The 19289-nt window shown below is 74.3% G+C and carries 25 protein-coding genes; 12 read left to right on the top strand and 13 right to left on the bottom strand.

Annotation, left to right across the window (positions count from 1 at the left end; translation table 11 throughout):
* Positions 1 to 37: 37 nt before the first annotated feature.
* From H030_RS0101245 to H030_RS0101255, 3 genes are all read right to left on the bottom strand, one after another.
* A complete protein-coding gene (locus H030_RS0101245) occupies positions 38 to 493 on the bottom strand; it encodes an SAM-dependent methyltransferase (RefSeq protein ID WP_027004770.1) in 456 nt (151 codons plus the stop codon).
* Between the two features lie 10 nt (positions 494 to 503).
* Positions 504 to 1007, bottom strand: a complete 504-nt coding sequence (locus tag H030_RS0101250) for a hypothetical protein (RefSeq protein ID WP_027004771.1) — start codon at positions 1005 to 1007, stop codon at positions 504 to 506.
* A gap of 183 nt (positions 1008 to 1190) precedes the next feature.
* Entirely contained in the window at positions 1191 to 2072 is an 882-nt protein-coding gene (locus H030_RS0101255) for an ornithine carbamoyltransferase (protein WP_027004772.1), read from the bottom strand.
* 11 nt (positions 2073 to 2083) lie between these two features.
* Here H030_RS0101255 and H030_RS0101260 point away from each other — a divergent pair, with 11 nt between their 5' ends.
* From H030_RS0101260 to H030_RS0101270, 3 genes are read left to right on the top strand one after another with little or no spacing between them, the layout of a single operon-like run.
* On the top strand, positions 2084 to 2740 hold the full coding sequence (locus tag H030_RS0101260; RefSeq protein ID WP_027004773.1) for an endonuclease/exonuclease/phosphatase family protein: 657 nt from the start codon (positions 2084 to 2086) through the stop codon (positions 2738 to 2740).
* Between the two features lie 10 nt (positions 2741 to 2750).
* Positions 2751 to 3110: a cupredoxin domain-containing protein gene (locus tag H030_RS0101265; RefSeq protein ID WP_051221432.1), complete on the top strand. Its 360-nt coding sequence runs from the start codon at positions 2751 to 2753 to the stop codon at positions 3108 to 3110.
* On the top strand, positions 3107 to 3805 hold the full coding sequence (locus H030_RS0101270) for a leucine-rich repeat domain-containing protein (protein WP_051221434.1): 699 nt from the start codon (positions 3107 to 3109) through the stop codon (positions 3803 to 3805). Before H030_RS0101265 ends, H030_RS0101270 begins: the two co-directional genes overlap by 4 nt.
* Here the strand turns inward: H030_RS0101270 and H030_RS0101275 are convergent.
* From H030_RS0101275 to thiO, 6 genes are read right to left on the bottom strand one after another with little or no spacing between them, the layout of a single operon-like run.
* On the bottom strand, positions 3802 to 4296 hold the full coding sequence (locus H030_RS0101275; protein ID WP_027004776.1) for a hypothetical protein: 495 nt from the start codon (positions 4294 to 4296) through the stop codon (positions 3802 to 3804). The genes H030_RS0101270 and H030_RS0101275 overlap by 4 nt on opposite strands.
* Complete coding sequence (locus tag H030_RS28375; protein ID WP_035125715.1) at positions 4293 to 5051, bottom strand: class I SAM-dependent methyltransferase; 759 nt, start codon at positions 5049 to 5051, stop codon at positions 4293 to 4295. The genes H030_RS0101275 and H030_RS28375 overlap by 4 nt, the downstream gene beginning before the upstream one ends.
* A 17-nt stretch (positions 5052 to 5068) precedes the next feature.
* Positions 5069 to 5551, bottom strand: coding sequence for an ester cyclase (locus tag H030_RS0101285; RefSeq protein WP_027004777.1), 483 nt, complete (start codon positions 5549 to 5551; stop codon positions 5069 to 5071).
* A complete protein-coding gene (locus H030_RS28380; protein WP_196808952.1) occupies positions 5548 to 6339 on the bottom strand; it encodes a thiazole synthase in 792 nt (263 codons plus the stop codon). The genes H030_RS0101285 and H030_RS28380 overlap by 4 nt, the downstream gene beginning before the upstream one ends.
* A gap of 8 nt (positions 6340 to 6347) precedes the next feature.
* Complete coding sequence (gene thiS / locus H030_RS0101295; RefSeq protein ID WP_027004778.1) at positions 6348 to 6548, bottom strand: sulfur carrier protein ThiS; 201 nt, start codon at positions 6546 to 6548, stop codon at positions 6348 to 6350.
* Positions 6545 to 7615: a glycine oxidase ThiO gene (thiO, locus tag H030_RS28385; protein ID WP_035125718.1), complete on the bottom strand. Its 1071-nt coding sequence runs from the start codon at positions 7613 to 7615 to the stop codon at positions 6545 to 6547. The genes thiS and thiO overlap by 4 nt, the downstream gene beginning before the upstream one ends.
* 60 nt (positions 7616 to 7675) lie before the next feature.
* Between thiO and thiE the strand changes: the two genes are divergently transcribed.
* From thiE to H030_RS0101320, 4 genes are read left to right on the top strand one after another with little or no spacing between them, the layout of a single operon-like run.
* Positions 7676 to 8767: a thiamine phosphate synthase gene (thiE, locus tag H030_RS38080; protein WP_081690415.1), complete on the top strand. Its 1092-nt coding sequence runs from the start codon at positions 7676 to 7678 to the stop codon at positions 8765 to 8767.
* 55 nt (positions 8768 to 8822) lie between these two features.
* On the top strand, positions 8823 to 10160 hold the full coding sequence (lpdA, locus tag H030_RS0101310; RefSeq protein WP_027004779.1) for a dihydrolipoyl dehydrogenase: 1338 nt from the start codon (positions 8823 to 8825) through the stop codon (positions 10158 to 10160).
* Positions 10161 to 10172: 12 nt separating this feature from the next.
* On the top strand, positions 10173 to 10793 hold the full coding sequence (locus tag H030_RS36045; protein WP_051221438.1) for a DsbA family protein: 621 nt from the start codon (positions 10173 to 10175) through the stop codon (positions 10791 to 10793).
* A complete protein-coding gene (locus H030_RS0101320; protein WP_027004780.1) occupies positions 10790 to 10999 on the top strand; it encodes a hypothetical protein in 210 nt (69 codons plus the stop codon). Before H030_RS36045 ends, H030_RS0101320 begins: the two co-directional genes overlap by 4 nt.
* Here the strand turns inward: H030_RS0101320 and H030_RS38085 are convergent.
* On the bottom strand, positions 10941 to 11351 hold the full coding sequence (locus H030_RS38085) for an SRPBCC family protein (protein WP_081690416.1): 411 nt from the start codon (positions 11349 to 11351) through the stop codon (positions 10941 to 10943). The genes H030_RS0101320 and H030_RS38085 overlap by 59 nt on opposite strands.
* 15 nt (positions 11352 to 11366) lie before the next feature.
* Positions 11367 to 12689, bottom strand: coding sequence for a GAF domain-containing protein (locus tag H030_RS0101325; protein ID WP_027004781.1), 1323 nt, complete (start codon positions 12687 to 12689; stop codon positions 11367 to 11369).
* Positions 12690 to 12779: 90 nt separating this feature from the next.
* On the opposite strand from H030_RS0101325, the gene H030_RS0101330 reads away from it, so the two are divergent.
* Genes H030_RS0101330 through H030_RS28405 form a run of 3 tightly spaced genes read left to right on the top strand, consistent with a single transcriptional unit; the run spans position 12780 to position 16442 of the window.
* Positions 12780 to 14276: an aldehyde dehydrogenase family protein gene (locus H030_RS0101330; protein WP_027004782.1), complete on the top strand. Its 1497-nt coding sequence runs from the start codon at positions 12780 to 12782 to the stop codon at positions 14274 to 14276.
* 43 nt (positions 14277 to 14319) lie between these two features.
* Positions 14320 to 15111, top strand: a complete 792-nt coding sequence (locus H030_RS28400) for a thiamine pyrophosphate-dependent dehydrogenase E1 component subunit alpha (protein WP_081690417.1) — start codon at positions 14320 to 14322, stop codon at positions 15109 to 15111.
* Positions 15108 to 16442, top strand: coding sequence for an alpha-ketoacid dehydrogenase subunit beta (locus H030_RS28405; protein WP_081690418.1), 1335 nt, complete (start codon positions 15108 to 15110; stop codon positions 16440 to 16442). The genes H030_RS28400 and H030_RS28405 overlap by 4 nt, the downstream gene beginning before the upstream one ends.
* Before the next feature lie 60 nt (positions 16443 to 16502).
* Here H030_RS28405 and H030_RS0101345 read toward each other — a convergent pair whose 3' ends face one another.
* Both H030_RS0101345 and H030_RS39460 read right to left on the bottom strand, forming a co-directional pair.
* The gene (locus H030_RS0101345) at positions 16503 to 17291 is read right to left on the bottom strand and encodes a hypothetical protein (protein WP_155891763.1); all 789 of its coding nucleotides are present in this window, start codon (positions 17289 to 17291) and stop codon (positions 16503 to 16505) included.
* A gap of 61 nt (positions 17292 to 17352) precedes the next feature.
* A complete protein-coding gene (locus tag H030_RS39460; RefSeq protein ID WP_035125720.1) occupies positions 17353 to 18003 on the bottom strand; it encodes a hypothetical protein in 651 nt (216 codons plus the stop codon).
* 19 nt (positions 18004 to 18022) lie between these two features.
* On the opposite strand from H030_RS39460, the gene lipB reads away from it, so the two are divergent.
* Both lipB and H030_RS0101360 read left to right on the top strand, forming a co-directional pair.
* Complete coding sequence (gene lipB, locus H030_RS28410; RefSeq protein ID WP_051221442.1) at positions 18023 to 18745, top strand: lipoyl(octanoyl) transferase LipB; 723 nt, start codon at positions 18023 to 18025, stop codon at positions 18743 to 18745.
* 55 nt (positions 18746 to 18800) lie between these two features.
* Positions 18801 to 19283 (top strand): hypothetical protein, encoded by a 483-nt coding sequence (locus H030_RS0101360; protein WP_027004785.1) that lies wholly within the window; start codon positions 18801 to 18803, stop codon positions 19281 to 19283.
* Positions 19284 to 19289 lie beyond the last annotated feature (6 nt).

Consider the following 19289-nt stretch of genomic DNA (forward strand, 5'->3'; position numbering starts at 1 on the left):
TCGCGCGGCGGCCGCGGCCGCCGCGCGCGCTACCGCGCTACCAGTAGCCGGCCATCAGCTCCGTCGCCCAGGCGGGCTGGTGGGCCGGCTCCTGGGGCGCGAACTCGTTCATGTAGGGCTTGATGTCGAGGACGGGCGTGCCGTCCACGGCGTCGAGCCCGGCGACCGCGATCTCGCGCCCGGACACGCCGAGCAGGCGGCAGCGCGAGACGCCGAGCCGGTTCGGCCGGTCCTTGGCCCGCTGGGCGAAGATCCCGACGCGCGGCCACGCGGTGTTCCCACGCGGGTGGCGCGCGCCGGTCTCGACGCGCGCCGGGTCGACGCGGTCGAACAGGTAGACGATCTCCAGGTGCGAGAACGCGGAGAGCCCCAGCAGCGCGTCGGGTGAGAAGCGCTCGTCGAGCAGCAGGACGGCGCGCTCGGCGCCCCAGTCGTCGTCGCGCACCTCGTCGCGCCCGCCGACGACGCGGGCGACCGGCTCCAGCTCGTACATGCCGCGCAGCTTAGGAGGCGGCGGCCAGGCGCTTCTCGACCGCGCCCAGGACCGACTTGCGCGCCGCGCCCCTGCGCTCGCGGTCGCCGACCTTGCGCAGCTGCGCAGGCGTCAGCTCCCTCAGGCGCCTGGTGATCTCCGCCGCGGTGAGGTCGTCGTAGCCGGCGATCGGGAACGACGCCGGCGCCGACGATACGCGGCGGCCACCACCGCCGGCCCCGCCGCGCACGGCGACCGTCCTGCGTGCCCGCTCGGCGACCCGCCGGACCGCGCTCCTGCCGCCGATGACGGTCTCGAGATCTGCGAGCAGCTGCTCGGTCTGCGAGCGGCCGGCCGTCAGCAGCGTCGCGAGCAGCTCCTCGGCGTCCTTGCGCGTCATCCGCCCGCGCCGGACCGCGTCGTCGACCGCGTCCTGGAGGCGGTCGGTCGTCAGCGTCACCGACGACAGCAACCGCTCCCGCACCCGCGCGCTGAGGTCGTCGGCGGCGGCGGGCTTCCTGGGCTGCGGCGACATGGCGCCGACCCTACCCACAAACGCCAACGGGTTGGCGCAAGTTCTGGCGATGCACCACGTTCCAGGTGGTGCGACATCCCCACACGGGTCCAGCAACGGGCCACGCGGGCCGACATTTCCCGGAACCCACACACCGACCCACTGGGAAGTGCGGCCCGCGCCCGTTCTGGGGCGTTCAGCGCTTTACAGGGCGCCGAGGAGCCACTCGAGCATCGCCTTCTGCGCGTGGCGACGGTTCTCGGCCTGGTCCCAGATGCGCTGGCGGTCGCCGTAGAGCACGGACTCGGTGATCTCCTCGCCGGGGTGTGCCGGCAGGCAGTGCAGCGCGACCGCGCCCGGTGCCGCGGCGTCGAGCAGCGCGTCGTCGATCCGGTAGGGGCCGAGGGCGGCGCGGCGGGCGTCGGCGGTGTCCTCGTCGCCCATCGAGACCCAGACGTCGGTGTAGATCGCCTGCGCGCCGGCGACCGCCTCGCGCGGGTCGTGGACGGTCGTCACGCCGTCGAGCGAGAACTCGGGCGGCGTGGAGCACACGACGTCCAGCCCGGCGATCGACCCCATGTCGTACAGCGAGCGGGCCATGTTGTTGCCGTCGCCCACGTACACCAACTTGAGGCCGTCGAGCCCGCCGAAGCCCTCGCGCAGCGTCAGCAGGTCGGCCAGCACCTGGCACGGGTGCGCGTTCTGGGTGAGCATGTTGAAGACCGGCAGCTGGTCCTCGGCGGCCAGGCCCTCCAGCTCGCTGTCGGCGTGCGTCCGGACCCCGACCGCCGCGACGTGGCGGCCGAGCACGCGCGCCGTGTCGCGCAGGGACTCGCCGCGGCCGAGCTGCAGGTCGCCGTCGCGGATGACCAGCGGGTGGCCGCCCATCTCGACGATCCCGGCCTCGAAGCTGACGCGCGTGCGGGTCGACGGCTTCTGGAAGATCAGTGCGACCGTCCGGCCGTCCAGCACGCTGGAGGACTGCGGCGCGAGCTTCAGCGCCGCGGCGCGATCGAGGATCGCGTGGAGGTCGTCGGAGGTGAGCTCGGTTCCGGTCAGCAGGTGGCGCATGGGCGAGCGGGGCATCATAGGACGCTGTGCGCGTCATCACCTGGAACCTGTTCCACGGCCGCTCGGTCCCTGACACCCCGCGGTCGTTGTTGGAGGAGTTCGGTTCGACCCTCGCCGCGTGGGAGTGGGACGTCGCGCTCCTGCAGGAGGTCCCGCCGTGGTGGCCGGGACCGCTCGCGCGCGTGTGCGGCGCCGAGGCGCGGGCGGTGCTGACGTCGCGCAACTTCGGCGCGGCGGCGCGGCGCTGGGCGGCGGAGCGGCGGCCGGACCTGATCAAGTCCAACGGCGGCGGCGCGAACGCGATCCTGGTGCGGCCGGGCGGCGGCGCGATCGGGCGGCACGCGACAGCGCTGATCCGGTGGTGGCCGGAGCGGCGCTACGTGCACGCGGTTGAGTTGGACGGCGGCCTGTGGGTCGGGAACGTGCACGCGTCGACGAGGGCGCGGCGCGCGCAGTCCGACATGGGGCGCGCGGGCGGCGCGCTGGCCGGGTGGGCGCGGGGCGCGCCGGCGCTGCTCGGGGGCGACGCGAACGTCGAGGACCCGCGGGTCGAGGGGTTCACGGACCTGGGCGGCGGCGGGATCGACCGGTTCCTCGGGCGGGGCCTGGAGGGCGCCGAGGTGGAGGTGCTCGACCCGGGCGCGCTGAGCGACCACGCGCCGGTGCGGATCGCGGTCTCGTAGGGTCTTGAGGATGCGCCGCGCTGTCCTGCTCCTGTTCGCGTTGTTGTCGTTGTTGGTTGTCGCCGCGGGTTGCGGCTCGGGCGGCGGCAACGGAAAGGCGACCGTGCTGAAGCCGGGCGAGCAGATCTCGATGAAGGGCCTGCGCTTCCACCCCGACCACGCGCAGGTGACGGTCGGCCAGAAGGTGACGTGGGTCGACGACGAGTCGGTCCCGCACGACGTCAAGGCCGACTCGGGCGCGAGGTTCCAGTCGGACACGTTCGGGCACAAGGGGACGTTCTCGATCACGCCGACGAGGGCCGGGACGATCAAGTACGAGTGCACGCTGCACCCGGGGATGACCGGGAAGCTGACCGTCGTCGCGAAGTGAGCGGCGCCGCGCTCGACCTCCGCGGGCAGCGCGCGATCGCGCCGGAGGTGTGGGCGCGCAGCGAGTTGTTGCGGTTGGTCGCGGCGGAGATGGAGCTGCGGGAGCTCCCGCGCGACGTGGAGCGCTTGACGTCCCTTATGACTCTCGATGTGGCTCACAACGCGCTGCGCGACGTGCCGCCGCTGCCGGGGTCGCTCCGGATCCTCTACCTCGGCGAGAACGCGCTGGACGCGGTGCCGGAGGCGGTCCGGGCGCTGGGCGCGCTGGAGTACCTGGGGATCGACGACAACAAACTGGAAGCGCTTCCGGAGTGGATCGGCGAGTTGTCGTCCTTGGTCGAGCTGCGCATCCAAGGCAATGCCATCACCTCGCTCCCGCCCGCGCTCGGCGCGCTCAAGGACCTCCGCGAGCTCCACACCCGCGGCAACGGCCTGACCGAGCTGCCCGGGACGATCGCCGGCCTCGCCTCGCTGCGCCACCTGGATCTCCGCGACAACCAGCTCCAGGAGCTCCCGGCGAGCATCGCGGCGCTCGACCGCCTCGACGTCCTCGACCTCCGCGCCAACCCGCTCCGCGCCCTGCCCGAGCTCCCACCGAACCTCAAGAAGCTCGACCTCCGCTGGACGCCCTTCTTCCCGGACCTCCCACCCGCCGCCCAAGCGGCGCGCGACCGCGGAGCCGTCGTCCTCAACTAGTGGACGAGCACCTTCAGGCCGACCATCAGCCCGCCCAGCGCGACGTTGAGGAAGCCGAAGAGGATCGGGCTGGCGCGGCGGTAGCCGAGGGCGCGGCCGACGGCGACGCCCCAGCCGAAGAGGCCGACGAGGCCCATGCCGATCGCCGCCCAGCCTGCCGCCTTGCGGTCCAGGATGCCGGCGACGCCGAGGATCAGCGGGATCGAGGGCAGGATCGCCGCCTCGAGGATCCCGATCTCCTCGCTGGCGTGCTCGCCCGCGATGTCCAGCCACGACCGTGCCGGGAACTCGACGCGCGAGGCCAGCGTGTCGGCGTAGACGTGGACGATCCAGAACACGAAGCTGGTGACGAGGACGCCGCCGAGCACGATGTCCGCCGACGCCCTGCCGGACTTCGTCAGCGCGATGATCACCGCCAGGACGAGCACCGTCCCGTAGAGCCCGCCGCTGCGCGGCGGCTCACGCGGCGGGTCGGCCTGCTCCGGGCTCACGACGCGGTCTCCGCCACGACCAGGCGCGCGCCGACGTCGAGCGCGTCCACGTCCATGATGTCGCCGTGCCGCGCCGCCCAGGCGCCGGACTCCAGGTCGGCGCGCAGCGCGGCGACCGCGCGCGGCTCGGCGTCGGCCGGCAGCTTGGACCAGACCGACGTCGCGGCGCGCACCGCCGGGTCCAGGTAGGCCTCCGGCCGGCGCCAGTGGGCGTGGAAGAACGCGTCCTGCACGTCCCACGGGATCGGGACCGGCGTGAGCGTCGCGTCCGGCGCCAGGTAGGTCCGGGCGCGCTCGCCCAGCGACGGGCCGCGCTGCGAGTAGGTGATGAACTCGGGCACGTAGTCGGTGACCAGCCAGAAGCGCCGGACCTCCGCGTTGTCCCAGTTGAACAGCACGACCCGGCGCCCGACGCGCGCGCACTCGCGCAGCCCGGTCGCCCAGTCCGACCAGTGATGATCGCTGAGCACGCTCATCACGACGTCGAACGCGTCGTCGTCGAACGGCAGCGCCTCGGCGCTCGCCGCGACGCACGGCGCCGCACCCCGCGGCCGCTGCGCCCGCATCACCGCGCTGGGCTCGACCGCGACGACCCGCCGGTCCGGCGGCTCGTAGCTCCCGGTCCCAGCGCCGACGTTCAGGACCGTCTCGGCATCGCCGAACCCAGCCCAGATGACCCGCGCGAGCCGCGGGTCCGCACGGCGCAAGCCGCCGTAGTCCGTCCCGATCGCGTCGTACAGCTCGCCCGCCAGCATCGGCGCAGCATCGCGGTTCAGCCGCGTGCGCGCAATCCGAAGCCGCGGAGCATCATGAGGGCGCGTTCGCCCATGCCGCCGTGGGCGGGCAGGATGCCGAGTTGGACGGAGGCGTCGTAGAGGTCGAAGAAGGCGCGGACGCGCCAGAGGCGCTCGCGCGGGGGGTCGAGCTCGCAGTAGAGGACGGCGTGCACGGAGAACCTCTTGCGGGTCACCGGGAAGTTGGGCAGCTCGCCGGTGTGGGTGCCGGTCAGCTTCACCGGCGCGGCGACGTAGCGGCCGTCGGTCAGGCGCTCGCCGGCGGTCTCGACGGCCGCGTCGGGGACCGCGACCCAGAGCCTCGCGGCGTGGTCGCCGAGCGCGTCGCAGCCGCGCAGGGCCGGACCGGTCAGCGGGTCCTCGTAATGGACGTCGAGCGCGCACACGCTCGCGAACGCGCTGCGGTCGCGGCCGACGAGCGCCGCCTGGAACCCGTCGACCAGCTCCGCGTGCCCGCTCACTGCAGAGGCCGCGCGGGGTCCGAAGGGTGGACGAACTCGGCGACGCCGTCCTCGGCGGTCGACGCCGTCGCGTGCAGGCGCTGCGGGATCCGCCCGGCGCTGCGGGCCAGCAGGCCGGCCTCGACCGCCAGCCGGATCGCGCGGGCCATCGCGACGGGATCCTCGGCGCGGGAGATCGCGGACGCGCAGAGCACCGCGTCGCACCCGAGCTCCAGCGCCAAGGCCGCATCGGATGCCGTCCCGACGCCCGCGTCGAGGATCACCGGCAGCGCGGTCTGCTCGCGGATCAGGCGCAGGTTGTAGGCGTTGTTGATCCCCATGCCGGAGCCGATCGGCGAGCCCAGCGGCATGATCGCCGCGCAACCGACGTCCTCCAGGCGCTTGGCCAGGACCGGGTCGTCGGTCGTGTACGGCAGGACCACGAAGCCTTCGTCCACCAACTGCTCCGCCGCGGCCACCAGCTCGACTGCGTCCGGGAGCAATGTCCGCTCGTCACCGATGACCTCCAGCTTGACCCACTCGGTGTCGAACGCCTCCCGCGCGAGCTTCGCGGTCAGCACCGCGTCGCGCGCCGTGTAGCACCCGGCGGTGTTCGGCAGGACGCGCACGCCCGCGGCATCCAGCACGTCGACCAGCGACCCGCGCGCCCCCGGGTCGATCCGGCGCAGCGCGACCGTGACCATCTCGGTCCCCGACGCCCTGATCGCCTCCGCCAGCGTCTCCAGCCGCGGGAACCCGCCCGTGCCGAGGATCAACCGCGATGAGAACTCCACCCCTGCGATGCGCATGCTGCCCGTCATCCTCCCTGAACCGCGATCAGCACTTCCACCCGCGCCTCGTCGTCGACCGCGAACGTCGACCACTCGGACCGCGGCACGACCTCCGCGTCGACCGCCACCGCGACCCCGCGGTCCGGGACGTCCAAGGCCTCCAACAACTCGCTGACGCTCGCGCCGGGCGCGACGGCATCCGACGGCTCCCCGTTGACGTAGATCATGTGGTCGCCCCCACGGCGAAGCGCTCCGGCCGGAGCGCGTGGTCGGGCCGCCCGCCGGTCAGCTCGTCGGCGACGAGCTCGGCGGTCAGCGGCGTCAGCAGGATCCCGTTGCGGAAGTGGCCGGTCGCCCAGACGATGCGCTCGTCGGCCGGGTCGGTCCCGACGATCGGCGCGTTGTCGGGCGTCCCGGGGCGCAGGCCCGCGAACGCCTCCTCGATCTCCAGCTCCAGCACGCCCGGGATCACCTCGGCGGCCTCGCGCAGCAGCTCGTAGACGCCGAGCGCGGTGACCGACGTGTCGAAGCCCTGCTCCTCCACCGTCGCGCCGAGGTAGTAGCGCCCGTCGCCGCGCGGGACGAGGTAGCCGCCCTCGAAGCGCAGGACGTGGTCGCACAGCCCGGGACCCGCGGGGTCGCGCAGCCGCAGGGCCTGGCCCTTGACCGGCCGGACCGGGGCGCCGGACCACGCGCCGGCGGCGAGGACGACGCGTTCGGTGGGAATCGAACGTGGGTCCGATACCTCCCGTCCCGTGACGATCTCCACACCCGCACGCCTGCACGCCTCCGCGAGCGCCGCGACGACGCGCGCCGGCTCGACCGCGTGGTCGTCCGGCAGCTCCAGCGCGAGCCGGACGCCCGGCGCCAGCGCGGGCTCGCGGCGCCGCGCCTCGCTCCCGAGCAGGCGCTCGACGCGCAGCCCCAGCCGCTCGCGCTGCTCGCGCTCGCGTTCCACGTGCGACGCCTCGTCGGCGTCGCGCGCGACCAGCAGCGCGCCGCAGGTCCGGTAGCCCACGTCGACCCCGGTGACATCGCGCAGCTCGTCGGCGAACGACGACCACCGCCGCGCGCTCTCCAGGTTGTGCGCCAGCAGCGCGCGCTCCTGCGGGTCGGCCTCGCCGACCGGCGCCAGCATCCCGGCGGCGGCATACGACGCGCCCCGGCCGAGCGACGCCTCACGCTCGACCAGCACGACCTCCAGCCCCCGCTGGCGCGCACGCCAGGCGACGGCGAGGCCGATGACCCCACCGCCGACAACGGCCACGTCCGCATGCGGGAGCTGCTTCGTCACGCCCTGTCGAGCGTATCGCCGCGCGCGACCGTGCCGTCAGTTGCCACACTGACGCGCCGAATGACGTCGTCCCTGCTCCAGCGCCGTCGCCGGCGGCTCGCCGCCGCGCGGCTGTACCTCGTCAGCGACGCCCGGCCGGGCGGGCGCGACCTCGAGAGCGTGCTCGCCCCCGCGCTGCGCGGTGGCGTCGACATCTTCCAGCTGCGCTGCAAGGACGCCACCGACGCCGAGATCCTCGAGGCGGCGCAGGTCGCCCGCGAGTGGTGCGAGGTCGCCGACGCGTTGTTCATCATCAACGATCGCCCGGACCTCGTGGCGGCCACCGGCGCCGACGGCGTCCACGTCGGCCAGGACGACACGCCCGTCGCCGAGGCACGCCGGATCGCGGGGCCGGACGCGCTCGTCGGGCTCTCCACGCACTCGCCCGAGCAGGTCGACGCCGCCCACGAGCAGGGCGCCGACTACATCGGCGTCGGCCCCGTCCACACGACGCCGACCAAGCCCGGCCGCCCCGCGGTCGGCCCCGACCTCGTCACCTACGCCGCGCTCAACGCGACGCTCCCGTGGTTCGCGATCGGCGGCGTCGACACCGACACCATCGACCCGGTGATGCTCGCGGGCGCCAACCGCGTCGCGGTCGTCCGGGCGATCACCGAGGCCGAAGACCCCGAGCGCGTCACCCGCCAGCTCGCCCACGCGCTGGAGATCGGGCCGCCCGGCGCGCGCAGGCCGCGCAAGTCCTCCGAGGAGCGCACCGCCGAGATCCAGGCGACGCTCGAGCCGATCCCAGAGGGCGTCCGCCCGCTGCCGCTGCAGATCGCCACCGCGACCGCGATCGCGCTCGGCCTCGTCAACCTCGTGCTCGCGATCACCGGCCACAGCGGCAGGGGCGGCGCCGGGACGCTGCTCGTCTACTGCGCGCTGATGTTCGCCGCCGCCTACGGGATGTGGAACAAGCGCTACCTCGCGGTGCTGCTGTTCCAGATCCTGCTGGCGGTCCTGGTCGTCTTCTTCTTCCTGTTCCTGCTGCGCGCCTCGTCGGTCGGCGACGTCGCGCTCAGCCTCGCCGTGATGCTCCCCGCGGGCGCGTTGTTCTGGAAGCTGGTGCGGGTCCTCGCCCGGCTCCAGATCCCGCCCGCGCGCACCGCCTGAACGGCACACCCGACCGGGCGTAGGGTCCGACCACCCGTTCGCTACATTGCGAGTCATGTCCGACACGACGTTCGATGTCATCGTCATCGGTTCGGGACCCGGCGGCTACGTCGCCGCCGTGCGGTCCGCGCAGCTCGGGATGAAGACGGCGGTGATCGAGCGCGACGACGTCGTCGGCGGCCGCTGCTTGAACTACGCCTGCATCCCGGCCAAGGCGGTCCTCCGCTCGGCCGACATCCTCTCCGAGGTCCGCGACGCGGGCGAGTTCGGGATCAACCTCAACGGCACCGAGCCGACCGTCGACTTCGGCGCGATCGGCGAGCGCCGCAGGAAGGTCATCACGACGCTGACCGGCGGCGTGTCGGGGCTGTTCACCAAGAACAACATCGAGGTCATCTCCGGCGAGGCGTCGCTGACGCCCGACGGCGGCGTCAAGGTCGGCGACACGGTCTACACGGCCAACAAGGGCGTCGTGCTCGCGACCGGCTCGGTCCGCAAGCCGCTGCCCGGCCTGGACTACGGCGCCAACGTCATCGGGACCGAGGAGGCGTGGGCGCTGAACGAGCTGCCCGGGACGCTCGCGGTCATCGGCGCGGGCGCGTCGGGCACGGAGATCGCCTCGGCCTACCAGCGCCTCGGCACGCAGGTCACGCTCTACGAGGGCCTCGACCGCGTGCTGCCGACCGAGGACGCCGACATCTCGAAGGCCGCCAACCGCGGCTTCAAGAAGCAGGGCATCGAGATCAAGACCAACACCTTCTTCGACGCCGCCGACACCGGCAACTACGACTACGTCGTGATCGCCGCGGGCCGTGGCCCGGACGTCGCGGCGCTCGGCCTCGACGGCATCGAGCTGACCGACGCCGGCCTGATCAAGGTCGACGGCGCGATGAGGACGAGCAAGCCCAAGGTGTACGCCATCGGCGACCTCGTGCCCGGCCCCGCGCTGGCGCACAAGGCGTCCGACGAGGGCGTCATCGCGGTCGAGGACGCCGCGGGCCTGAGGACGCACCCGATCTCCTACCTCGACATCCCGCGCGCCACGTTCTGCACGCCGAACGTCGCGAGCTTCGGCCTGACCGAGGCGCAGGCCAAGGAGCAGGGCTACGACGTCACGGTCGGCAAGGTCCAGTACGGCGCGGTCGGCGCGGGCACGGTCTACGGCGACCGCACCGGCGTCATCAAGATCGTCGGCGACAAGAAGTACGGCGAGATGCTCGGCGGCCACATCGTCGGGACCAAGGCCACCGAGTTGATCCAGGAGCTCGTCAACGTGAAGCTCCTGGAGGGCGGCTACCCCGAGGTCGCGAGGATGATCCACGGCCATCCGACGCTGTCGGAAGGCGTGATGGAGGCGGCGCGCGCCGCCGACGGCTGGCTCATCCACGGCTAGTTGTAGGACCTGATGGGCGGCCTGGAGGTCACGCAGCACGGCGGCGACGGCGACGAGGACGCCGGCGCGCCGCCGGAGCCGGAGCGCGCGGCCTTCTACTTCGACTTCGCCTCGCCGGTCGCGTACCTCGCGGCCGAGCGCGTGCTCGCGACGCTGCCGTTCGCCGCGGAGTGGATCCCGATCCGCGCGCCGCGCGCTTGGGACGACGGCTTCCGCTGCGCCGCCGAGCGCGAGGCCGCGCAGGAGGATGTTGTCCGTGTTGCCGGCGCGCGCTCGCTGCAGGCGGTCCGCTGGCCGCCGGAGGGCTTCGCGAGCGAGACCGCGCTGCGCGCCGCGACGTACGCCAAGTCGATCGGGCGCGTCGTCGCGTTCTCGCTGGCCGCGTTCCGCCAGGCGTATGCCGGCGGGGCCGACCTGAGCGACACCGACATGGTGTTGATCGCGGCGAGCGCGTGCGAGATGCACCCGCGCGCCGTGCTGCAGGCGCTGGAGCGCGCGGCGGTCGAGCGGGAGCTGACGGCCGCGACCGCACTGGCGGTCGCGCGCGGTGTGACCGAGGTGCCGACCGTCTGGATCCCCGACGGCCGGCTGCTGGAGGGCGACGCCGCACTGGACTCCGTCACCGCGCCATGAAGGCTCGCGCCCGCTACGAGGTCCTGGTGGAGCGCGACTCGATCGAGGTCGTCGACCTCGACCAGGGCGAGGGCATCCTGTTCTGGGACTGCACGCCCCGCCAGCGCCGCCGCATGCACGAGGCGCTGATCCGCGACCTCGACCGCCTCAGCCCGCAGGACTTCCTGTACGAGTGGGCCGTGGCCGAGCCGTCGCAGTTCGACTGAGCCGCCGCAGCATGAGGCGGATCACCGGGCCGTAGGCGGCGCCGAGGGCGCGCTCGAGCGGCGGCGGTGCGGAGAGGGTGATCGTCAGGGTGTCCGGCGTGACGACGTGGTCCATCGTCACGGCGCCGCCGACGCGCCACGTCCACGAGCGGGTGCCCTTGTTGATGATCTTGGCCGGGACCGGCACGACGCCCACCAGCCGGACGAACCCACTGCGCCCGATCTCCACCTCTGGCTCACCCAGCCCCCACGCGCCGCGGACATGCGGCGCCCACTCGTGCCACCGCCCCGGCTGCGCGAGCAGCGCCCACGCTGCGTCCGGCGCGTCGCACGGGACCTCGTAGCGGAGCATGCCCCGGGATACGCGTCAGCGCGTGTCCTGGACCAGGCGGCGGAGGTGGGACAGGGCCGCTGGGCGCCGGTCGTCGTCCTCGGGCAACGCCGCCAGGAGGCGGCGGCAGGCTTCGAGGTCGTCGCGACCGGCGGCCGAGTGGACCCAGCGGTGAAGGTGGTTCGCGCTCCCGGAGCGCAGGACGGCTTGGCGGACCCGGAAGTCCAGCGCCTCGCGCGCCTCGGCGATCAGCGGCGTCTCGGACCGCGGCAGCAGCGGGCCGGGGTAGGCGTCGAGCAGCGCGTCGAGGCCGGAGGCGTCGTCCGCGACGCGTTCCTGCGCGGTCAGGAAGTCGGCGCGGGCGAGCGCGTCGAGGCGGTAGGGCTCGGCGAGGAGGCGGTGGCCGAGGATGCGGCGCAGGCGCGACAGCTCGGCGCGGGCGGTCACGGGCTTGCCGAAGTCGCCGTGGGTGGCGATCGCGACCTCCTCGGCGGTCATGCCCTCGGGGCGCAGCGCCAACAGCACCAACAACTCGGAGTGGCGACGGGAGAGCGTGACCGTCTCACCACGGGACACCTCGACCTCGGCGCGGTCGCGCCCCAAAGCGCGCATTCTCAACCCGGGGCGCGGCACGGCCAGCGGGAACGCGCCGCGCAACGCGGCGTCCTCGCGCGCCGCCTCGGCGCGGGCCGCCGCCTCGCGCGCCAGCACGCCCTCGACCATCCGCGCCGCCGCGGTCACCAGCGCGAGCGAGTGCGGATGCGCCGTCTGCAACGGCCCGGACAGGTCGAGGACACCAACGACCTCGCCGGTCACCGGATCGTGCAACGGCGCGGCGCTGCACGTCCACCCGTGCACCGGCGCCGCGAAGTGCTCGGCGCTGAACACCTGCAGCGAGTGGTCGACCGCCAGCGCGGTGCCCATCGCGTTCGTCCCGGCCGCGCTCTCGCTCCAGCGCGCGCCGCGCATCAGGTTCACGCCGCTGGCCCGCTCGATCATGCGCTCGTCGCCGTCGATCCACAGCAGCGTCCCGTCGGCGTCGCACACCAGCAGGACCTGCTCGCCCTCGGCCCGGACGTCGTCGAGCAACGACCTCAACACGCCCTCGGCCGCGGCCAGCGGCGAGGACGACCAGCGCTCCCCCGCCTCGTCGCCACCGAACATCACCGGAGCAAGGCCACCAACAACGTCGACGCCCGCCGCGCGGCAGCGCCGCCACGAGTCCACGATCACGCCGCGCAGCTCCGGCCCCGGCTCGGCGCCCTCGCCGAGCACCGCGTCGTGCGCCCGCGCCAAGGCCAGCGCGCTCCGGCGCCGATCGCCCGTCGAGGGGATCGCGACCCAGGGATTCGTCGTCACCGCGACACCGTTTCTACGCCCGTCGCAACCGAGTTGCAACCCCCCTGCGCGTACGTTCGCGCCAACCCCAAAGCAGCAGGAGGAGAGATCATGGCGCTCGACGCCACCATCGACCAGCACGCACGCGACTTCGTCACCCGCGAGCACCGCATGCTCATCGGCGCGGACTGGGTCCCCGCCGCATCCGGCCAGACCTTCGAGACCCTCGACCCGTCCACCGGCGACGTCCTGGCCTCGGTCCCGCGCGGTTCGAGCGAGGACATCGACCGCGCCGTCAAGACCGCGCGCGCGGCGTTCGCCCCGGACTCCCCGTGGCGGCGCATGAGCCCCGCCGACCGCGGCCGCGTCATCCACCGCATCGGCGACCTGATCCTCGAGCACGGCGACGAGCTCGCCACGTTGGAGACGCTCGACAACGGCAAGCCGCTGGCCGTCGCCAAGGCCGCCGACGTCCCGCTCGCCGCCGACCTGTTCCACTACATGTCGGGCTGGACCAACAAGCACGGCGGGTCGACGCTGCAGATCTCCGTGCCCTACATGCCGGGCGCCGAGTGGCATGCCTACACGCTGCACGATCCCGTCGGCGTCGTCGGCCAGATCATCCCGTGGAACTTCCCGCTGCTGATGGCCTGCTGGAAGCTCGGCCCCGCGCTGGCGTGCGGCTGCACGGTCGTCCTCAAGCCCGCCGAGCAGACGCCGCTGTCCGCCCTCCGGCTCGGCGAGATCTGCCTCGAGGCCGGCGTCCCGCCCGGCGTCGTCAACGTCGTGACCGGCTACGGCGAGGAGACCGGCGCGCCGCTGGCCGCCCATCCGGACGTCGACAAGGTCGCGTTCACCGGCTCGACCGAGGTCGGCCGGCTGATCCTGCAGGCCGCGGCCGGCAACCTCAAGAAGGTCTCGCTGGAGCTCGGCGGCAAGTCGCCGAACGTCGTCTACGCCGACGCCGACCTGGAGACCGCGATCCCCGGCGCCGCCAACGCGATCTTCTTCAACCACGGCCAGTGCTGCGCGGCCGGCTCGCGGCTGTTCGTCGAGGAGTCGATCTACGACGACGTCGTCTCCGGCGTCGCCGACCACGCCAGGTCGATCCAGGTCGGCCCGGGCCTGGACCCGGCGACGCAGATGGGCCCGCTCGTCTCCCAGGAGCAGCTGGACCGCGTCTGCGGCTTCCTGGCCTCCGGCGAGACCGAGGGCGCCGAGACCGTCACCGGCGGCAAACGCCACGGCGACCGCGGCTACTTCGTCGAGCCGACGGTCCTGGCGGGCACGAACCCGCAGATGAAGGTCGAGGCCGAGGAGATCTTCGGCCCGGTCGTGACCGTGCGGCCGTTCGAGAAGGGCGGCCTGCCGCCGGACGCCAACGCGACGTCGTACGGGCTGGCCTCCGGCGTCTGGACGAAGGACCTCGCGAAGGCCCACCGCACCGCCAGGGCGCTGCGTGCGGGCACGGTGTGGATCAACTGCTACAACGTGTTCGACGCGGCGCTGCCGTTCGGCGGCTACAAGGAATCCGGGTGGGGCCGCGAGATGGGCGCCGAGGCGCTCGAGCTCTACACCGAGGTGAAGTCGGTGGTCACGCTCCTCTGACCCCCCGCTCGGCCGGGCGTCGCGGGTAGTCTCGTGGCCCGCGATGCCCGGCCATCCCCTCCTCCCCACGATGCTGCTCCTGCGGCGCTTCGAGGAGCGCGCGCTGGAGCTGCACGGCGGCGGCGAGATCGCGGGGTTCCTGCACTCGTGCCGCGGCGAGGAGGCGGTGATCGCCGGCGCGGCGTCGGTGCTCGACGACGGCGACGCGGTGCTGACGACGTTCCGGGCGGTCCCGTGGGTGCTCGCGCGCGGCGGGCCGGCGGAGCCGGTGATGGCGGAGCTGCTGGGGCGCGTCGACGGGTGCTCCGGCGGGCGCGGTGGCGCGACCCATGTGCATGATGTCGCTCACGGCGTGCTCGGCGGCTGGGGCATCCCGGGCGGGCACGCGCCGGTCGCCGCGGGCGTGGCGCTGAGCGGGCGGCTCGCGCTGTGCCAGATGACGGCGGGCGCGACCGCGCAGGGCGTCGTGGGCGAGACGCTGGCGCTGGCCGCCATGTGGGAGCTGCCGGTGGTGTTCCTGGTGACGCGCGACGTCGCCGCGCCCGGCCCGCCGCCGGCCCGGACCGAGCTGTTCGAGCGCAGCGCGGCGGCGGGCGTCGCGGGGCTGCGCTGCGACGGGATGGACGCCGGCGCGGTCGCGCGCGTCGTCGGCGAGGCGGTCGCGCGGGTGCGCGCGGAGCGGCGGCCGCTGCTGGTCGAGGCGCTGATCCGGCGGTCGGTCGATGTTGTAGGACAAGATCCGGAGCCGGAGCTGGAGGCGGAGGTCGCCAGGGTGATCGACGCCGCCGTCGCGTTCGCGCGCGCCTCCCCGGAACCGCTGGCGAGCGCGCTGTGAGCGTCACCTACCGGGAGGCGCTCGGCCGCGCGCTGCGCGATGCGATGACCGCCGACGAGCGCGTGCTGTTGCTCGGCCAGGACATCGGCGCACACGGCGGCGCCTATGGCGTGACGGCCGGGTTGTTGGAGGCCTTCGGCCCGGAGCGTGTCCGGGATGCGCCGAGCGCGGAGGCGGCGCTGGTCGGGCTCGGGATCGGCGCGGCGCTGGCCGGGCTGCGCCCGGTGGTCGAGATCACGACCGCCGCGTTCCTGCCGCTGGCCTTCGACCAGGTCGTCCATCAACTTGCGGCCGCCGGGCCGATGAGCGGCGGCGCGCTGCGGGCGCCGCTCGTCCTGCGCGTGCCGCAGGGCGCGGGCGCGCGGCTGGGGCCAGTGCATTCCGCCAACGTCGAAGGGCTGCTGCACCACGTCCCGGGGCTGCGCGTGCTGGCGCCCGCGAGCGTCGCCGACGCCTACGGGATGCTGCGCTGGGCGGCAACCGAGACCGACGAGCCGACGGTCGTCCTGGAGCATGTGCAGTTGTACAACTCGACGGGCGAGCATGTTGGTGTGGTCGATGACGTCGCGCGCGCGGCGGTCCGGCGCGCGGGCGGCGACGTGACGCTGATCGCCGCGTCGCGGATGGTCGGCGAGGCGCTCGCGGCCGCTGCCGTGTTGGCGGACGAGCACGGCGTCGAGGCGACGGTGGTGGACCTCCGCACGCTGCGCCCGCTGGACCTGGAGACCGTCGCGACCGCGGTCCGGGGCGCGAACGGCCGCGCGGTGATCGCCGAGGAGGGCTGGCCGCACGGCGGCGTCGGCGCGACGCTGGCCGCCGCGCTGGGCGGGCGCGTCGTCCGGGTCAGCGGCGCGGACCGGCACGTGCCGTACGCCGCGACGCTGGAGGCGGCTGCGCTGCCGGACGCCGGGGCGATCGTGGCGGCGGCGCTCCCGCTCGCGCAGGTCCGCGACCGCCGCGCGCTGGGCGCACCCGACCACACCATGTCGATCGAGGTCGCGCTGGCGTCGTTGGACCGGGGCTCGCCGATCGCCGACCAGGTGGCCGCCCGTTGCGCCGACCTGCTCAGCGGCTTCGGCGAATGCGCGATCGTCGCGCCGGAGGAACCGCTCGTGCTCCTCGGCGAGAACCGCCGGGCGAGCGCGCGCCGCCCCGCGCTGACGCTGACCCTCGGCCCCGTGATCGCCCGACCGTCGGCCCGCGACGGCGCCGTGACCGTCCACCGCTTCGCCACGCTGACGCTCGCGCTCGCCTCCGGGCTGGCGTCGGCCGGCGACGCCACCGAGCTGCTCGCCGCGCTGCGCGAGCGCCTCGCCGCGCCCGCCGAGTAGCCGCGTCGGGAGCGGCTCCGCGGCCGCGGAGCGCTGCGCGTCCGGCGCGGCGGAGTAGTGCTACTTCTTGGGGGCGGAGCCGAGGCCGCCGAGGATGCCGCCGACGGCTTGGCCGACGCCGGTGACGGTCTGGCCGATGGCGTCACCGGCGGCGGTGACGGTGCCCGCGGCGGCCGGGGAGACGGGCTGGAGGGCCTGGCCCGCGGCTGCGGTGGTGTTGCTGACGGCTTGGCCGGCGGCCTGGGTCGTCCCGGCGACGGCCTGGCCGGCGGTCGCGGTGATCGTCGTCGCGACCGGAGGGGCGGTCGGCGTCGTCGGGGTCGAAGGCGTGGAGGGTGTCGAGGGGGTCGTCGTCGCCGGCGTGCTCGGGGTGGGCGCGGCGGCGGTGCTCGACGAGGACGACGGCGCGTCGTCGGTCGCGCGGGGCGACGCGGTCGTGTCGGCGGGGCCGTTGCTCGCGGCCGGCGCGTTGGACGGTGCGCCGGCCGGAGCGGTGGGCGCGTGGTCGCCGGACCTGCTGGGCGACGGCGCGGTGTGGGACGAAGCGTGATGGCGCGCGGTCCGGCGCGTCGGGACGGCGTGGCGCGATGTGACCGGCACCGCCGGCAGCGTCGACACGCTCGCCGCGGCCGCCTCAGCCCCGACCGCGGCAGTGCGCGTCCTGGCGACGCTGCTCGCGCCGCCGGAGTCCTGGGCCAGCTCGGTCGCGCCCGCGCCCACAGGCACGCGCATCCCGGGCCAGCCGTGGAAGGCCATGCCCGCGGAGACCAGGGCGAGGATGATCCCGCCCGCGGCGATGATGGAGCCCGAAGCCCCAGCCGCCGCAGCAAAAGCCCGCAAGAAGCGCATCCGGGGGACCCATCGGCCGTAACGTTCGGGGCCTAAAGGTCAGTGGGCTGACAGGCGCGGATCAGCCGCCGATGCGGCCCGGGTTGTCGGCGCCGGCGATCGTCGCGTTCGGCCGCTGATCCGGGTCGACCGTCTTGATCGGCACGGGCTCGTCCATCCGCACGATCACGCAGAAGTCCCTCGTCGGGTTCGGCCCCGACCAGCAGGTCCGGAAGACGTCCGGCGCCGGCCGCCACGTGTCCTCGCCATGCAGCGGCAGGTAGCGCGCGGGCGCGCGGTGGGCGGCGAACACCCGCGCCGCGCCGACGGCCCGCGCGGCGACGCGGTCGCTGTCGCGCAGCGCGCCGTGGTGCGCGAGCCCGCCGATCAGCAGCAGCGCGCACAGCGCGGCGATCCCGAACGCGCCCGCTCGGTCGGCGGCGATCTCGCGCGGCAGGTCCGGGCGCCGGATCCTGATCGCCAACACGCCGACCCGTGGCGCGACCGCGATGACGATGACGTTCAGGAGCCCCGCCGCGATCAACGACCCCCACAACGACGAGCGCCCGCCCGCGAACGGCAGCCGCGCCAAGATGATGGTGTCGGCGATCACCAGGACCGCGAACGTCGGCCACATCCACGCGCCGCTCAGCCGCCAGCGCAGGCGTGCGCGCCAGACGGCGAACCCCTCGCGCTGCTCGGCGGCCTTGGACACGGTCTCCGAGTGTGCCACGCGACGTACACTGGACGTCGTGGATCTCTGGACCGTGCAGCTTCCCGGCCACGTCCCGTACGACGAGGCCCTCGACCTCCAGCGCCGCGTGCGCGCCGCGCGCCAGGCCGGGACGATCCCGGACACCGTGCTCACGCTCGAGCACGCGCCGGTCTACACGCGCGGCCGGCGCTCCGATCCGGCCGAGCTGCCGTTCGGCGACGCCTGGTACGCCGAGCGCGGGATCGACGTCGTCGACACCGACCGCGGCGGCAAGGTCACCTACCACGGCCCGGGCCAGCTGGTCGCCTACCCGATCGTCGCCGTCGACGACGTCATGGCGTTCGTGCAGCGCCTCGAGGACGTCATGGTCGACGCGCTGCGCGAGGAGGGCCTCGACGCCCGCGGGCGCGCGCACGAGGGCCGCGACTTCACCGGCGTGTGGGTCGGCGACCGCAAGGTCGGCTCGATCGGCCTGCACATCTCCCACGGCGTGACGATGCACGGGTTGTCCATCAACATCGATGGCGACCTGGAGCCGTTCACCTGGATCGTCCCGTGCGGCCTGGGCGGCGTCGCGATGACGTCGATCGAGCGCGAGAACGGCCGCGCCGGCCGCATGAAGTGCGTGCGCGCGCGGGTCGCCCACGGGCTGGCCGACGCACTCGGCCACCGCCAGCGGATCGTCACCCCGCAGGCGCTGGAGCGCGCGCTGGCCGCCGTGCCGGCGGGCGCGGGCGCCGCGCTCTCGACATCCGGCTGATCCCCCCGGTCGAGGGATCAAGCGCGCGGCGCGGCGCGCCGACCTCAGGAAGGCCATGGACGGCACGCTTCGCATCCTCCTCGTCATCGTCGCGGCGACCCTGCCCGCGGCCCTGATCCACGAGCTCGGCCGCGCCGCCGCCGCGCTGCTGCTGACGAAGGGGCGCGTGATCGTCCTGCTCGGCAGCGGCCGCCCGCTGGCGTCCGTCCGGATCGGCAGGCGCCTGCTGCTGGCGCCGACCGCGCGGCTGCTGCTCGACGGCGAGTGCCTGCACGAGCCGACCACCTCTCCGCGCCGCGCGACCGTGATCCTGCTCGCGGGCCCGCTGGCCGGCGACGTCGTCTTCCTCGCCGCGGCCGCGCTGGCCGCGACCTGGCAGGGCGGCGTGCTGCAGCACCCGACGCTCCAGCTCGCGCTCTTCACCTTCGCGCTGGTCGCCCTGACCCGCGCCTCCGCAGACCTCATCCGCGCCCACGGCCACCGCCCCGGCCTCGTCGCCGCACCCGCCGCCGGCAAGCCGGTCCCGGCCGCTCGATAGCCTAGG

The organism is Conexibacter woesei Iso977N, assembly GCF_000424625.1.
Classification (GTDB): domain Bacteria; phylum Actinomycetota; class Thermoleophilia; order Solirubrobacterales; family Solirubrobacteraceae; genus Baekduia; species Baekduia woesei_A.

Coding starts and splice junctions, on each gene's coding strand:
- H030_RS0101245 (WP_027004770.1), bottom strand. CDS start 493: ATGTACGAGCTGGAGCCGGTCGCCCGCGTCGTCGGCGGGCGCGACGAG.
- H030_RS0101250 (WP_027004771.1), bottom strand. CDS start 1,007: ATGTCGCCGCAGCCCAGGAAGCCCGCCGCCGCCGACGACCTCAGCGCG.
- H030_RS0101255 (WP_027004772.1), bottom strand. CDS start 2,072: ATGCCCCGCTCGCCCATGCGCCACCTGCTGACCGGAACCGAGCTCACC.
- H030_RS0101265 (WP_051221432.1), top strand. CDS start 2,751: ATGCGCCGCGCTGTCCTGCTCCTGTTCGCGTTGTTGTCGTTGTTGGTT.
- H030_RS28375 (WP_035125715.1), bottom strand. CDS start 5,051: ATGCTGGCGGGCGAGCTGTACGACGCGATCGGGACGGACTACGGCGGC.
- H030_RS28380 (WP_196808952.1), bottom strand. CDS start 6,339: ATGCGCATCGCAGGGGTGGAGTTCTCATCGCGGTTGATCCTCGGCACG.
- thiS (WP_027004778.1), bottom strand. CDS start 6,548: ATGATCTACGTCAACGGGGAGCCGTCGGATGCCGTCGCGCCCGGCGCG.
- thiE (WP_081690415.1), top strand. CDS start 7,676: ATGACGTCGTCCCTGCTCCAGCGCCGTCGCCGGCGGCTCGCCGCCGCG.
- lpdA (WP_027004779.1), top strand. CDS start 8,823: ATGTCCGACACGACGTTCGATGTCATCGTCATCGGTTCGGGACCCGGC.
- H030_RS36045 (WP_051221438.1), top strand. CDS start 10,173: ATGGGCGGCCTGGAGGTCACGCAGCACGGCGGCGACGGCGACGAGGAC.
- H030_RS0101320 (WP_027004780.1), top strand. CDS start 10,790: ATGAAGGCTCGCGCCCGCTACGAGGTCCTGGTGGAGCGCGACTCGATC.
- H030_RS38085 (WP_081690416.1), bottom strand. CDS start 11,351: ATGCTCCGCTACGAGGTCCCGTGCGACGCGCCGGACGCAGCGTGGGCG.
- H030_RS0101330 (WP_027004782.1), top strand. CDS start 12,780: ATGGCGCTCGACGCCACCATCGACCAGCACGCACGCGACTTCGTCACC.
- H030_RS28400 (WP_081690417.1), top strand. CDS start 14,320: ATGCCCGGCCATCCCCTCCTCCCCACGATGCTGCTCCTGCGGCGCTTC.
- H030_RS0101345 (WP_155891763.1), bottom strand. CDS start 17,291: ATGCGCTTCTTGCGGGCTTTTGCTGCGGCGGCTGGGGCTTCGGGCTCC.
- H030_RS0101360 (WP_027004785.1), top strand. CDS start 18,801: ATGGACGGCACGCTTCGCATCCTCCTCGTCATCGTCGCGGCGACCCTG.